General features: G+C 48.5%; 11 protein-coding genes. 6 read left to right on the top strand and 5 right to left on the bottom strand.

Annotation, left to right across the window (positions count from 1 at the left end):
• Positions 1-18 precede the first annotated feature (18 nt).
• From NC994_RS02710 to NC994_RS02695, 4 genes are all read left to right on the top strand, one after another.
• Complete coding sequence (locus NC994_RS02710; RefSeq protein WP_190441046.1) at positions 19-2,133, top strand: serine/threonine-protein kinase; 2,115 nt, start codon at positions 19-21, stop codon at positions 2,131-2,133.
• 211 nt (positions 2,134-2,344) lie between these two features.
• Complete coding sequence (locus NC994_RS02705; RefSeq protein WP_190441301.1) at positions 2,345-3,514, top strand: IscS subfamily cysteine desulfurase; 1,170 nt, start codon at positions 2,345-2,347, stop codon at positions 3,512-3,514.
• A gap of 637 nt (positions 3,515-4,151) precedes the next feature.
• Positions 4,152-6,383 carry an Rne/Rng family ribonuclease gene (locus NC994_RS02700; protein WP_190415393.1) on the top strand — a complete coding sequence of 744 codons (2,232 nt, stop codon included), beginning with the start codon at positions 4,152-4,154 and terminating at the stop codon, positions 6,381-6,383.
• Positions 6,384-6,598: 215 nt separating this feature from the next.
• Positions 6,599-7,198 (top strand): ribonuclease HII, encoded by a 600-nt coding sequence (locus NC994_RS02695; protein WP_199299825.1) that lies wholly within the window; start codon positions 6,599-6,601, stop codon positions 7,196-7,198.
• Between the two features lie 105 nt (positions 7,199-7,303).
• On the opposite strand, the gene NC994_RS02690 is transcribed toward NC994_RS02695, so the two are convergent.
• Positions 7,304-7,885 carry a DUF1997 domain-containing protein gene (locus NC994_RS02690; RefSeq protein WP_190415395.1) on the bottom strand — a complete coding sequence of 194 codons (582 nt, stop codon included), beginning with the start codon at positions 7,883-7,885 and terminating at the stop codon, positions 7,304-7,306.
• Between the two features lie 319 nt (positions 7,886-8,204).
• Here NC994_RS02690 and pheA point away from each other — a divergent pair, with 319 nt between their 5' ends.
• Both pheA and NC994_RS02680 read left to right on the top strand, forming a co-directional pair.
• Complete coding sequence (gene pheA, locus NC994_RS02685; RefSeq protein ID WP_190441043.1) at positions 8,205-9,050, top strand: prephenate dehydratase; 846 nt, start codon at positions 8,205-8,207, stop codon at positions 9,048-9,050.
• A gap of 71 nt (positions 9,051-9,121) precedes the next feature.
• On the top strand, positions 9,122-10,522 hold the full coding sequence (locus NC994_RS02680) for a hypothetical protein (RefSeq protein ID WP_190441040.1): 1,401 nt from the start codon (positions 9,122-9,124) through the stop codon (positions 10,520-10,522).
• Positions 10,523-10,611: 89 nt separating this feature from the next.
• On the opposite strand, the gene NC994_RS02675 is transcribed toward NC994_RS02680, so the two are convergent.
• The 4 genes from NC994_RS02675 to fusA all read right to left on the bottom strand — a co-directional run bounded on the left by NC994_RS02675 (position 10,612) and on the right by fusA (position 15,281).
• Complete coding sequence (locus NC994_RS02675; RefSeq protein ID WP_190415401.1) at positions 10,612-11,253, bottom strand: LON peptidase substrate-binding domain-containing protein; 642 nt, start codon at positions 11,251-11,253, stop codon at positions 10,612-10,614.
• 132 nt (positions 11,254-11,385) lie between these two features.
• Complete coding sequence (rpsJ, locus tag NC994_RS02670; protein ID WP_190415403.1) at positions 11,386-11,703, bottom strand: 30S ribosomal protein S10; 318 nt, start codon at positions 11,701-11,703, stop codon at positions 11,386-11,388.
• A gap of 173 nt (positions 11,704-11,876) precedes the next feature.
• Positions 11,877-13,106 (bottom strand): elongation factor Tu, encoded by a 1,230-nt coding sequence (gene tuf / locus NC994_RS02665; protein WP_190415405.1) that lies wholly within the window; start codon positions 13,104-13,106, stop codon positions 11,877-11,879.
• 99 nt (positions 13,107-13,205) lie between these two features.
• Complete coding sequence (gene fusA / locus NC994_RS02660; RefSeq protein ID WP_190441036.1) at positions 13,206-15,281, bottom strand: elongation factor G; 2,076 nt, start codon at positions 15,279-15,281, stop codon at positions 13,206-13,208.
• Positions 15,282-15,306 lie beyond the last annotated feature (25 nt).

The raw sequence follows: 15,306 nt of genomic DNA, 5'->3' as shown, positions 1-15,306 counted from the left end.
CTACACTGTACAAATGTCATGCTGGGAAAAACGCTCAGTGGTCGCTATTACATCGTCAAACACTTGGGAGGCGGGGGTTTTGGTCAAACTTACCTGGCTGAAGATCGGCAGCTACCCGGAAATCCACTGTGTGTTGTTAAGCAACTTAAACCCCAAGCTACCGACCCCTTAACTTTACAAGTATCACAGCGTTTATTCGATCGAGAAGCCCAAGTCCTCTACAAGCTGGGAAAACACGATCAAATTCCCCAACTTTTGGCTCATTTTGAACAAGAGCAAGAGTTCTATTTAGTACAAGAATTTATCGAAGGGCATGAACTCAAGCAAGATTTACCTGTTGGTAAGCATCTGAGTGAAAATCAGGTAATGACTCTCTGTGGAGACATTTTAAAAATATTAGAATTTGTTCATCAGCAAGAGGTCATTCATCGCGATATCAAGCCTTCAAATTTAATTAGGCGCAGACAAGATGGAAAGATCGTTTTAATTGACTTTGGGGCAGTTAAACAAGTTAGCGCTCAAAAAACTAACTTTGAAGGGAACACTACTTTAACGATTGCGATTGGTTCGCCCGGTTACATGGCGAACGAACAACTCGGTGGCAAACCGCGATTTTGCAGCGATATCTATGCAGTGGGAATGATTGGTATTCAAGCAATTACAGGAATACCACCCAGCCAGTTACCAGAAGATCCGACAACCAGCGAGATGATTTGGCGGGATAAGGTACAAGCCAGCCAGCCGTTCGCAGATGTTTTAGACAAAATGGTGCGCTATGACCACCGTCAACGCTACCAAACAGCAACAGAAGCTTTGCAAGCACTTCAATGGGTTAATTCCCAAATGTCAACGGGGGCTTATCATGTGCCACCCACACAAACCCTAACGCCTCGAGCAGCCACGACTCAACCAATTGTCACTTCTACACTATTACCTCAAACCGACCCATCTCAGCCACAAACAATCCAGGATGCTGTTGCTGAGTTATCAACATCCTCGGTCGATACACCCATGAGCAATGCTGGTGTTGCGACTCCAAATAAACCTCATTGGCTGATCGGAATTGGAGTCGGTCTTGCCACTGCTTTCGCGCTAACAGCGGGGATTTACTACTTTCCGAAACAAAATAATTCATCACCCTTATTACAAATTGCAAATAGTCCATCACAGTCGTTGCAAAAACTCAATAATTCTTGGGATCGGGTAGAAAATATTGCTTTAGCCAATACTTTTATTGGAAATTCAAAAAATGTTTATTCGGTTGCGATTAGCCCGGATGGTCAAACCCTCGCAAGCGGTGGTGATGACAACACTATCAAGCTGTGGAATTTAGGGACGAGACAACAACTGCAAACCCTCAAAGGTCATTCAGACTGGGTTTATTCCCTTGCCTTCAGCCCTGATGGGCAGAAGATAGCAAGTAGTAGTGGTGACGGAACCATTAAAGTGTGGAATTTGCACTCTGGGCAACTACTGCAAACCCTCAAATCAGGGCCTGAAGACCGGGTTTTTTCGATTGCGATTAGCCCAGATGGACAAACTCTCGCTAGTGGGAGTAAGGATCAGACAATCAAGCTGTGGAATTTGGGCACGGGGCAACTGAAAACTACTCTCAAGGGTCATTCAGGCTTTATTTTATCGGTTGCGATCGCTCAAAATGGACAAACCCTTGTCAGTGGCAGCGATGACAAAACAATCAAAGTGTGGAATCTGCCCACAGGTACCCTGATTAGCACCGTCTCCGAGCCTTCAGACAATGGTGTTCCTGCTGTCGCCATTAGCCCAGATGGTCGGATTCTCGCCACTAGCAACATTTCTGACAAAATTTATCTATGGAATCTGCAAGAGCTTTTGAAGGGTTGTAAAGGCGCACAGCCATGTGGCCCTACACGGACTATCTTTGCCCATAAAGACTATGTTAATTCGGTTGCTTTCAGTCCCGATGGGCAGACTCTCGCGAGTGGAAGTCGGGACAAGACAATCAAGCTGTGGAATCCACAAACAGGAGAGCTAAAAAGCCCGATTTCTAACCATTCAGGCGCTGTTAATTCTGTTACTTTTAGTCCTGATGGGAAAACCCTGGTCAGCAATGGTGAGGAGGGGAAAATCGAGGTTTGGCAATCGTCGCCCTAAAAGATTGAGGATCTTGAGATAACTTTTCTAGAAAGCCTAGAAAGCGATCGCCCTAAAACATTCATCGCTTTTCTTGCAGCTTTTCTAAATCCTGGATAGTCAGACTCATGGGAACCTCCTTCTGCACCGAGCTGAGGCTACGGCTATCGTATCCTCAATCGCTAGACCTACAATTTGCCAAAATGGGATTGTGAACCATTCCACGAAACAATTGACTCAGCGCCCTATTTATCTCGATTGCCACGCGACGACACCTCTTGATGAGCGGGTGTTAGCGGCAATGCTGCCTTACTTTACCGAGCATTTTGGCAACCCTGCCAGTATTACCCATGTCTATGGCTGGGAAGCGGAAGCTGCTGTCAAACAAGCGAGAGCAATTTTGGCAGACGCGATTAACGCGACACCGGAAGAAATTGTCTTTACCAGCGGTGCGACGGAGGCAAATAATTTAGCAATTAAGGGTGTCGCGGAAGCTTATTTTCAAAAAGGACGCCACATTATTACCGTAGAGACGGAACATAATGCGGTTCTCGATCCTTGTGATTATTTGCGATCGCTTGGTTTTGAGGTGACTTTCCTCCCCGTGCAAAGCGATGGACTTATTGATTTAACCCAGTTAGAGAAAGCGATTCGTCCGGACACGATTTTAGTTTCGGTGATGGCGGCGAATAACGAAATTGGAGTTATACAGCCGTTAGCAGAGATTGGGGCAATTTGTCGCCAGCATCAGGTTCTTTTCCATACTGATGCAGCCCAAGCAATGGCCAAAATTCCCCTAGATGTAGCGGCGATGAACATTGATTTGATGTCAATGACTGCCCATAAAGTCTATGGCCCTAAAGGAATCGGCGCTCTTTACGTCCGACGCCGCAACCCTAGAGTCCAAATGGCACCCCAAATGCATGGAGGCGGTCATGAGCGGGGGATGCGCTCTGGTACTCTTTATACACCGCAAATTGTTGGGTTTGCCAAGGCAGTAGAACTGGGACTCACGGAAATGGAATCGCAGACGCAACGCCTCGTCCAGTTGCGGGAACGCCTATGGCAGCAACTAAGCGGTTTGACAGGGATTCATTTAAATGGACATCCCACCCAGCGACTACCCGGAAACCTTAATATTAGTGTCGAGGGTGTAGATGGAGCGGCGCTATTACTGGGATTGCAACCAGTGGTGGCAGTGTCTTCTGGATCGGCTTGTACTTCTGTCAAAGTGTCTCCCTCTCACGTTCTGACAGCGCTGGGACGCTCGGAGCTGCTGGCTTATGCGTCGGTGCGGTTTGGGATTGGAAGGCAGAATACAGCGGAGGAGATCGATCGAGTCGCACAGCACGCGATCGCGACGATTTCCAGTCTGCGTAGACAAGCTTCGATTGTCGGTTAAGCAACCAAATCTGCAAACTTAGGCTGAGAAAGTTCTGGCTAACGCCACTGCCAATCTAAGTTACGTCCGATCGGCGTAACAGCGCGATATAATACATCACAATAGAAGCAATTGCGGATCGAGGCTCCATCGGGTTGCCCCTCGTGTGAACCTGTCATGGTGGCGCTCGCGCAGCTAGCTTTTCTTTGAGACTTTCTGTTCATTCTTGGCAAAGTCCAGCGTTCAACCTTTTTGAAAAAGGATGGCACTGGCAACTTAAATTCATCGGGGAAGAGTTGACCCAGCTTGTCGGTTACTGATTCCAGTGACTATGGGCGATCGCACCTTTATTCTCTCTAGGTAGGGGCGGGTTTAGAATCTATCCCTGCTGTCATTGAACCAGAAGGTAAAACAAAACCGGCCCGTACAGAGTTGTTTCAGGCTGACACTGTTATTTTTTTTGAGCAAAAGTGAGAGTCACCTCGAAAGGATGAAGGATGTGGGGCGTAGACCGAAGGTCTTCTCGAAGAGCCGCTCTTCGTTGTACCTCGAAGGGTACGGAAGGATAAATGAATACATTCCATTCCGCCTTCTGCCAGTGAGCAACTTCCGCCTGTCTGTTGTGCTATCAGCTTGCTGCAAATTTTGAGGAAATTGAATGCCAAAGCAAATTATCATCGCAGAGCAGCATCGAATCGCTGCCGTATTTTGGGAAGATCAAATTCAAGAACTCGTCGTTGCGACTGGCAACCATCAAGTTGGAGACATTTATCTGGGCGTTGTTGAAAATGTCTTACCTGGGATAGATGCCGCCTTTGTAAACATTGGAGATACAGAGCGCAATGGCTTTATTCATGTTACTGACTTGGGTCCGTTGCGGCTAAAACGCTCTGCGGGTGCGATTACAGAACTGCTGACACCCCAGCAGAAAGTCTTGGTACAAGTGATGAAAGAGCCGACGGGCAACAAAGGCCCCCGGCTTACCGGAAACGTCAGCTTACCCGGACGCTATGTAGTGTTGATGCCCTTCGGACGGGGTGTAAGTCTGTCTCGGCAAATCAAGAGTGAGAGCGAACGCAACCGCCTAAGAGCGTTAGCGGTTCTGATTAAACCCGCAGGTATGGGGCTGATCGTGCGGACAGAAGCAGAAGGACGCTCGGAAGAAGCCATCATTGAAGATTTAGAGTCTCTGCAAAAACAGTGGGAGGCAATTCAGCAAGAGGTAAACTCCACCAGGGCACCAGCGCTGTTGAATCGGGACGATGATTTCATTCAGCGCGTCCTGCGAGATATGTACAGTGCGGAAGTCAATCGCATTGTGGTAGATTCCCACACGGGAGTCAAACGAGTCAAGCAATACTTACTTAGCTGGAGCGGAGGGCGATCGCCTGAAGGGGTTTTGATCGACCATCACCGCGAGCGTCTCCCGATTTTAGAATACTTCCGCGTCAATGCCGCGATTCGAGAAGCCCTCAAGCCCAGAGTTGATCTTCCTTCTGGTGGCTACATTATCATTCAACCGACGGAAGCATTGACGGTCATCGATGTTAACTCCGGTTCCTTTACCCGCTCCGCAACAGCCCGCGAAACCGTCCTCTGGACAAACAGCGAGGCAGCAACGGAAATTGCCCGCCAACTGCGGCTTCGGAATATCGCCGGTGTGATTATTGTTGACTTTATTGACATGGATCAGCGGCGAGACCAGCTGCAAGTGCTGGAACACTTTAACAAAGCACTGAAAGTAGATAAAGCAAGACCGCAGATTGCTCAACTCTCAGAACTCGGCTTAGTAGAACTGACCCGCAAGCGCCAAGGTCAAAATATTTACGAATTGTTTAGTCAGGCGTGCCCGACCTGCGGCGGCTTGGGGCATCAAGTTCGCCTTCCCGGTGAGCCTGCCCGAAATGGCGGGGAAATTTCCGAGCATTCTGTGCCAGTGCCTGTAAGGGAAGTCCGGACGGCACCTTATCGAAACGAACGAAACGAACGAAACGAACTTGGCGTCCGGGAAATGCCCCTCCCAGACATCCGTGAAAGTCGCAGCGAAGCCCTAGATTTAGCTGTTGATGATGATGATGATGATGACGCAATGGATTTGATGCATCATCCCAGTTATCAGGAACGGGGAGGAGTCAATAACAATAATCGCCGTCGTCGTCGCCGCCGTATTGGCGAACCTCCTGCAAGAGAGGAAATCACTAAAAATCCCGTTCGAGTCTCGACTTCTCCGCCACTAGTGAATCATTTCAGACAGAGTCCGGTGGCAGAACCAGAAGTATCGAGAGATACCGAGGTATTTACAGCAGCGCCATTGCCCGTTTTACCCGCTGTGGAAGAAGGTCGTCGGGCGTCAAGACCGGAGCGACCTAAACCTTCCAGGCAGGAAGTTGAACCGCCGGAGATTGTTTCGATTGAAATGACCCCAGAGCAACAAGATATCTATGCTTTAATGGGAATTTCTCCGTTGGTACTCCTGAATCGGCAGGTCAAAAATCCTAAATCAGCGATTGTTTCTGTCACCTTACCCGGAGAGTCTGCCCAAACTGCACATGCACCGTCTGTAGAACCAAGCAGGGAAGCTGTCAGCGTCATAGATAACATCATAGATAGGGATATTCCTGGCGTAGAGTCCGCGCTTGACGAGAAATTCTCTTATATATCCTCCGCCTACGAGGAAGATGAGATGAGAGATGGGGGAGATGAGACAACGGACGAGGAACCACCAACTCAGTTGGTGATGCCTGTGGTGATGTCCGAACCAGAAGCCCCTAGGGAAGAAGACACTGTGGAGAGTGCTTCTTCTGCATCCTCTAATGAAGCCGAAAGTAGCCCCGTGATAAACCGGCGGCGTCGTCGTCGGTCTTCTGCAACGGAGGCTTCTGAAGGCTGAAGGATGTTAGCGAAGCGGCGCTAATGCGCCGGATGAAGGATGAAACGAGAAAGACTGTAGGTATTTACCTAAAAATTCAGTTCCATACTGTTATGATTCATCCTTCATTCGTCAGAAGCTAAATTCTCAAGGAGTCAAAGATCGTGTCGCCGGAAGTGCAAAATGCCCCCGCCGTCGTAAAGCGAATCCGTAAACCGAATTTCAACCTAGCAGATCTGCCAGAGTTAGCTGGCGATTGGGAACTGGTTGCCGGTGTGGATGAAGTGGGGCGCGGAGCCTTATTTGGGCCGGTGGTAGCGGCGGCTGTAATTCTACCCAAGTCTGCTTTTGAGGAACTTGCAGCCGCTGGGGTTAGAGACAGCAAACAGCTGTCTAGCTATCGGCGCAGCAAACTGGCAGAACACATTCAAGCGATCGCGCTTGACTGGAAAATCGGCTATGCCAACAATCAGGAAATTGACCAGATCAACATCTTGCAGGCGTCGTTATTGGCGATGAAGCGGGCTGTCACTAAGCTAAAGGTGCAGCCGCAGATGTGTCTGGTTGATGGGAAGTGGTCGCTGCCAGACTTGGCGGTACCGCAACAGAATCTTGTGAAGGGTGATGAGCGATCGCTGGTCATTGCTGCGGCCAGCATTGTTGCCAAAGTGTGGCGCGACGACTTAATCATGCGTTTCGCCACCCAGTATCCTGCCTATCATTTAGCAGCTAATAAAGGTTACGGTACTGCTCCGCATCTCTTAGCTCTGCAACAATACGGTCCTTCGCGCTTGCATCGAATGTCTTTTAGTCCCTGTCGGGTGGGTAATCAATAAAAACAATTTACTGATGCCCTACTCCTGAGCAATTGAGTACAAGCGGGTTTATCCAAACATATTGCTGAGACAACAGATAAAACGAGCAAAACCGCTCTAATAATTTCAAAACTCAAAACTTTCAGAAGGCTGATTGCTAATTGCAGAGGACTGAGAATTAGTAGCGTTTGCCCACCGACGATAGTCTAAAAGTAACTGATGCATCAATCGTTGTTTGATAGTTAACAGTACACTTTTGAGTAGAGCATTTCCAGTCGCTTCTAAAAACGGCTTAGGGGTAAACAAAAAAGGCGGCGGCAGCTCTACTTTGACCTCTAAATCTGCTTTTCCTTTGAGATGAGTTGTTCCATTCAATTCGCACGGAGAAAGCTTACCAATTAAATTGAGAGCAAAGCGTTGGTTGATATATTCAACACCACGCAGTTCGCAATTTGTAGATGTTAAATGAACTGTTCCATCCGACTCTGCCCATACTCTTAAATCCACAATTGGTTGAATGCTCAGGGTCATAAAGCTTAAGGGACGCATTTTCAAACGAAAAAGCTCGTCACTGAGTTGTTCAATTCGAGTCGGATCGACTAGAGCCTGCACAAGACGTTGGGGCTGGCGCAAATAATGCTGAATGGGAACAGGTTGTTCCGGAACAGCAATTTGAACAGATTGGGAGGCAACAAATTGAGTTTGCATGAGAGGATGGTAACAGAATGTAATTCTGTACGCTAAATTAAATTAATTTTACTTTACAGTTCTTAAAAAAGCGGACAGAATTTTTTCTGGAGCTAAAATCCGTCCTAGTAAAGAAGGCATCAACTAAAGCATTCTGTAATTATAAAAATTTATGAAGCAGGTCTCCTCTTTCGGAGGCATAAGAAATAGACACTGGGATAGGGCATAAAGTAGCTCCACTCTATCCCTTGCGAGGGACAGCCTCGTTAGCACCGACTTTCTGAGAAAGGTAAAAAAGGTGTCAGAATGACTATCACGGAAAAATAAAGGGCTAGCTTTAATGGTCGTATCCGTTGCACACTTAGGACCTCCTGGCACTTACGCAGAAGCTGCTGCTTTGGCTTATGTTAGCTGGCTAACCCAGATGGGAAAGGAAGCGTTGTTATGTCCCTATCCCAGCATTGCTCAGACACTCCGAGCCGCAGCGCAGGGACAAGTGGATCTAGCTGTGGTGCCGGTAGAAAATTCGGTTGAGGGCAGTGTTACGACAACGTTGGATACCCTGTGGCAGTTAGATACGCTGCAAATTCAACAAGCTTTGGTACTGCCAATTTCTCATGCTCTGATGTCACGAGCGCCGAATTTAGAGGCAATTCAGACCGTTTATTCTCACCCACAGGCTTTGGCTCAGTGCCAGGGGTGGCTGGAGCGGTTTCTGCCGCAGGTGCAGCTGGTGCCAACAAATGCGACGACAGAGGCGCTACAGTATCTGGATGAGGACAAAACAGCGGGAGCGATCGCTTCCTCTAGAGCCGCTCAACTCTACAATCTACCGATTCTGGTTTGCCCGATTAATGATTATGTTGACAACTACACGCGGTTCTGGGTGCTGAGTTTACAACCCGCTACCGGAGGCAATTGTACTTCTTTGGCGTTCAGCGTTCCTGCCAATGTGCCTGGGGCACTCGCCAAACTGCTTCAAGTGTTTGCCAGTCGCGACATTAACTTGAGTCGAATTGAATCTCGCCCGACGAAGCGGAGTCTTGGCGACTATCTGTTCTTTATTGACTTGGAAGCGAACACTACAGAGGCATCGGTTCAATCTGCCTTAGAAGAATTATCCACCTATACCGAAACGCTCAAAATCTTTGGTAGCTATTCAATTCTGCCGGTAGGGAAACTCTAGCCTTGGGACTGTAGTCTCTAAAACTCAAACCAGACGCTATATCGAGCGTCTCTACAAAATCCCAAACTTTTATGTTTCAATCTGCTCAAGGCATTCCCGGATTGCCCGATTTAACGCATCCGGCTGAGCTAATGAAATTTGGGGGGCAGGTACTGAGTACCTTCCTCATCATTGTGTTTCTAGTTGGTGCGTTGGGAATTGCGATCGCGCTGCTAAATTTCTCTCTCCGTCGAGATCAACCAGAACAAGCGCTTTTCATGGGTGAATGGGTGGTTCGCTACTCTCGATTATTGCGAAGTTTACCCCACGCTGCCTTGGTTTTAATTCTAATGGTGGGAGGATTTTTTCTTAGCTCAACTTTAGGCAATCGCTACCACCACTGGGAACAAGCACGGGTCGCTCAGGTAGCTGCCAGTGTTGCCGGTGACAGGCTAGAGCAACCTGCACCCCAAGTGCGCTATGTCCTCAAAGAGCCTTACACTTATACCACTCAAGTTGAGGGTAAAATCGTCAAAGTCAACGATACGCGAGAAGTTAGCCGTTTGCTAACTCTGAGCGAATCGCAAGTTCAGGTAAAAATTGACCAAAGCACAGATGCCCAAGATCGTCACGCAATTTATCGCGTTGACTACAGTGCCGATTATAAAGTTACCAACCCGCTGACCGATGTTAGCAATTTTTTCTTTGAAGTCCCGCCGCCTGCCGGTTACTCACTGCTGCAAAGCTATAAGGTAGAGCGGGACGGGACTCGGCTTCAGCAAGCGAATCCCGGTGACTATGGTTTTCCATTCCGTCTCGAACCTGGACAAGTAGCTAGTTTTAAAGTCAGCTATAAAGCTCAAGGCGGGCCGCGCTGGGTTTATAGTGCCACCGGGCAATTACTCTCCAATTTCCGCCTCACCGCGCTGGCGAACTTCCCTGGAGCGGATTTTGCTAGTGGGATTATCCCCACAGAAAGTAAGGTTGAGGGACAAGGCACTCGATTCACCTGGGTATTTGACGACAACGTTTCAGTCCAAAATCCATTTGGTGTCTTTACTTCGACTGGCCCAATTCGCAACACAGGTATCCTTCCCCGGTTGCTGTTACTCGCACCAGCCGTATTCTTGTGGTGGATATTATTGCTTTATATGTCGCTACCCATGAGCCTCAGAAATGTAGCGATCGCTGGCGGTATTTTCTTCGCTTGTCTGCTAACTTTGACTTATCTTAGCCGCCTGATTGATGTCAAGGTAGCTTGGACTCTCATCTCTATCGTCTTGCTAGCCTTAGCGTGGGGATTGGGGTCAAACCGCCGTGCGTCTCTTGCCGCCGTCATTTGCACGATTGCTGGTGCGGTTGTGCCAGTCTTAGGACTCGTCGTTCCTTACACGGGACTCACTCTCAGCGTAGCCGCTCTCTTGGGCGCTGTATGGCTTGCAGTTCGTCACTGGTATGGCTGGTATGACTTGCGAGCAGATGCTCGTGTTTAGTCCTTAGTCATTAGTTCTGAATCAGTGATTAGTTAAGGTTTTTGCACTGAACTAATCATTGAAGACTAATGACTAACAACTAATGAAACTTACTGGAGCGCATCTTTGAGGACGGTACGAGCCGCGAGATGATTGCGAGTAGAAGTGAGAATTTCGGCTTCTCGCTCTAGGCGGGTTGTCGTATCTTGCATTTCCAGAAGGGCTTGCTGTTCAGATGCCACCCCGTAAAGATTGCTGGCAACCCAGTAGGATAATTCTCTGGGGAGGGTGGGCAAGTCTTCTGGTAGCTCCATGTCTTGGTCGGTCAACTTGGATGAGAGCCGTACCACATCTCTGAGCAGTTGTTCAACCTCAGAGGCTAAGGTTCTGAGGTCTTTTTCTGGTGGATGGTCTTCAATCCATTCCACCAAACCGACGCGATAAGGCTTTTCGCGGACGTACTCTAAGACCCTAAACCGCTGCTGTCCCAAGGTCAAGATTTTCATTCGGTCATCGGGAAGACGCTGGAAGTGGATAATTTCAGCGCAGCATCCCACGGCGGCTGGTTTACTTTGAACTGGGTCCCACATCAAAACCCCAAAACGGCGATCGCTCTCCAGAATCGTGTTCATCATGATTCGGTAGCGAAATTCAAAAATATGTAGCGGTAAAGGTCTCCCTGGAAATAGCACCACTTCGGGCAGTGGAAACAGGGGGAGTTCTCGAACTGCGATTGAGGAAGAGGATGCCATTGTCCCTATACTTGCTGTACGTGCGATTCTTTACTTACTTTAACCGATCTCTTTCCTAGATTCCCAACGACAAAACCCTTTAGAGATACCTCTAAAGGGCTTCGTCGAATGCAGACTCACAAGAGCGTGTATTTAAAGTTTGACTTCAATATCAACGCCTGCTGGCAAATCCAGTTTCATCAAAGCGTCAATTGTCTTGGAGGTGGGCTGATAAATGTCAATGATGCGGCGGTGAGTCCGAGTTTCAAAGTGTTCCCGCGAATCCTTATCAACGTGAGGAGAGCGCAAAAGACAGTAAATTTTCTTCCGGGTTGGTAAGGGAATGGGACCAATAGCTGTTGCCTGTGTCCGGTTTGCCGTATCGACAATCTTTTCGCAAGAGGTGTCAAGCAAACGCCGGTCAAAAGCCTTCAAGCGAATGCGAATTTTTTGCTGCTGGATAGTTGCCATTTTCAGTTGTCCAGGTTCTAATTAGTGGTTATTTGTTAGGTTTTAGTTGCTACTAGAACGGCGGTTTTTTGCCGTACACGTACAGCTCTTGGAGTTTAGCATCTGATTTCAAGGACATAGATAAGGAGCAGAAAAGCATATGCTTTTCTGCTCCTTATTTGTTGGTCAAAATCCTACTTTAGGATCTTGGAGACGACGCCAGCACCAATGGTGCGACCGCCTTCACGAATCGCGAAGCGCATCCCTTGCTCAATTGCGATCGCGTTGATCAACTCAACGGTCATTTTGATCCGGTCTCCTGGCATCACCATCTCGGCGTTAGAGCCATCATCCGAGGTAAAAGCTTTGATGGTTCCAGTTACGTCGGTTGTCCGCACGTAGAACTGAGGACGATAGCCAGCAAAAAACGGTGTTTTCCGACCGCCTTCTTTTTCCTGAAGGATGTACACTTCAGACTCAAACTGAGTGTGAGGAGTAATTGTACCAGGCTTGGCTAGCACCATACCCCGCTCAATATCTTCCTTCTTCAAACCCCGAAGTAGAACGCCGACGTTATCGCCAGCCATCCCTTCATCCAAGGTCTTCTGGAACATTTCCACGCCAGTTACTGTTGTGCTCCGAGTGTCTCGAATTCCCACCAGCTCAACAGTTTCCCCAACTTTGACTTTGCCCCGCTCAATCCGGCCAGTCGCAACGGTACCACGCCCTGAGATGGAGAATACGTCTTCCACAGCCATCAGGAAGGGCTTATCAATATCCCGCTCTGGAGTAGGAATGTAAGCATCGACCTCATCCATCAACTTGTAGATTTTATCTACCCACTCATTCTCACCCCGTGGGGTCTTGGGATTGGCAGCCATCGCTTCCAACGCTTGTAGCGCCGAGCCGGCGACGATGGGAATATTGTCACCGTCGAATTCATAAGAACTTAGCAGTTCCCGGACTTCCAGTTCTACCAGTTCCAACAATTCTTCATCGTCCACCATGTCTTGCTTGTTCAAAAAGACAACTAGCCGGGGAACGCCAACTTGCTTAGCCAGGAGGATGTGTTCCCGCGTCTGAGGCATGGGGCCATCTGCCGCCGACACCACCAGAATGGCACCATCCATTTGAGCTGCACCCGTGATCATGTTCTTCACATAGTCCGCGTGACCTGGGCAGTCCACGTGGGCATAGTGGCGAGATTCGGTTTCATACTCAACGTGGGCGGTATTGATGGTAATACCGCGAGCCTTTTCCTCCGGCGCTGCATCAATGTCGGCATAACCCTTTGCTTTCGCCCGACCCATTGCTGCCAGAGTCATCGTAATGGCAGCGGTTAAGGTCGTTTTACCGTGGTCAACGTGACCAATCGTGCCGATATTGACGTGGGGTTTAGTGCGTTCAAACTTTGCGCGTGCCATGTATTACCTGTTCCTTTTTCCTTTTTCCTTTGCCAGTTGTCAGTTGTCAGTTGTCAGTTGGCTTTTCTACTGACAACTGACCAAAGACTACAGACCGATTTATGTGTTCCCTTTGCTCTTGGCGATGATGGTTTCAGCCACGTTGCGAGGAACTTCTTCGTAATGGCTAAACTCCATTGAGAAGATACCCCGCCCTTGAGTCATCGACCGGATATCCGTCGCATAGCCAAACATCTCTGCAAGCGGAACTTTGGCTGTTACTCTTGTAATGCCTTGTTCCGAGTTCATGCCTTCAATCTGACCGCGACGGGAGTTGAGGTTTCCCATCACATCCCCAAGGAAGTTTTCTGGAGCTTCCACCTCAACTTTCATCATAGGCTCCAATAGCACTGGTGAAGCCTTCATTACAGCTTCTTTAATCGCCATTGAGCCTGCGATTTTGAAAGCCATTTCTGAGGAATCTACCTCGTGGTAAGAGCCATCCACCATCGTCGCCTTGAGGTCAATCACCGGATATCCAGCTACAATACCCGATTCGCAGGCTTCTTTCATCCCTTGCTCTGCTGGGTTTATGTACTCTTTAGGTACTATACCCCCAACAATTTTGGAGACAAACTCGAAACCAGTCCCCGGCTCTCCTGGCTCGACTTGAATCACAACGTGACCGTACTGACCTTTACCACCGCTCTGACGGATAAATTTCCCTTCAGCTTTGACAGCTTTGCGAATGGTTTCGCGGTAGGCAACTTGCGGCGCACCAACGTTGGCTTCTACTTTGAATTCTCGCATCATCCGATCTACGAGAATCTCTAGGTGCAGTTCGCCCATCCCCGCAATTACTGTCTGGTTAGTTTCTGGGTCAATGTGAACTCGGAACGTCGGGTCTTCTTCTGAGAGCGATTGCAGAGCCTTGGAGAGCTTCTCCATATCCTGCTTAGTTTTGGGTTCCACTGCTACGGAGATTACAGGTTCTGGTATAAACAGAGACTCCAGAATCACTGGTGAGTTTTCGTCACAGATGGTATCGCCCGTATAGGTTTCTTTCAGACCTAAAGCTGCACCTAAGTCACCAGCCCGCATTTCATCTACTTCGATTCGTTCGTCAGCTTTGAGAACGATCAAGCGGGAGATACGTTCCTTTTTATCTTTGGTTGAGTTGAGGATGTAACTGCCCTTTTTGATTACGCCAGAATATACCCGAATGAATGTCAAGCGTCCATAGGGGTCTGCCATAATCTTGAAAGCTAAAGCAGCCGCTGGTTCGTCATCGCTAGCGTGCCTTACTACCTCAGTGCCATCTGGCAATAGTCCTTGAATTGGAGGAACGTCAATAGGAGCGGGTAGATAATCTACCACGGCATCTAACAGCAGCTGGACACCCTTATTTTTAAAGGCAGAACCACACAACAGCGGGACAATTGTGCCAGCAATTGTGCCTTTACGCAACGCCTTTTGAATCTCTGGTTCGGTTAGTTCTTCGCCTTCCAAATATTTTTCCGTCAGGGCATCATCGGTTTCTGCTACAGATTCGATGAGCTTAGTGCGGTACTCTTGGGCTACCTCCTGAAGGTTTGCAGGAATGTCTATTTCCTCAATTTCTTTGCCCTGATCGTCTTTGTAGAGGTAGGCTCGCATCCGAACTAGGTCTACAATTCCCTCAAAGTTGCTTTCAGCACCAATAGGAATTTGAATGGGGACAGCATTTGCCCGCATGCGATCGCGTATCTGGTTATAAACTTTGTAAAAGTTCGCTCCAGTCCGATCCATTTTGTTGATAAAAGCGATCCGAGGCACCTTATACCGATCTGCCTGTCGCCATACAGTCTCAGATTGAGGCTGCACGCCTCCCACCGAGCAGAACACAGCAATCACGCCATCCAACACCCGCATTGAACGTTCTACTTCAATCGTGAAGTCTACGTGACCAGGGGTATCAATGATGTTGATTTGGTGATTCCGCCAGCTCGTGCTAATCGCAGCGGCGGTAATGGTAATACCTCTTTCCCGCTCTTGCTCCATCCAGTCAGTCGTTGCTGTGCCTTCGTGGACTTCGCCAATTTTATGAACGATACCGGAATAGAACAGAATCCTTTCTGTTGTTGTTGTCTTGCCCGCATCAATATGGGCAGCAATTCCGATGTTGCGTGTTCTCTCTAGCGGGACGGTACGTGCCACAGCTACCTCCTTCCTCTGTGCCGCA

Origin of the sequence: Trichocoleus sp. AS-A1 (assembly GCF_039962015.1) — a bacterium.
GTDB lineage: Bacteria > Cyanobacteriota > Cyanobacteriia > Cyanobacteriales > FACHB-T130 > FACHB-T130.
The sequence above is the reverse complement of the archived record's forward strand: the minus strand, read 5'-3'. Positions and strand labels throughout refer to the sequence as shown.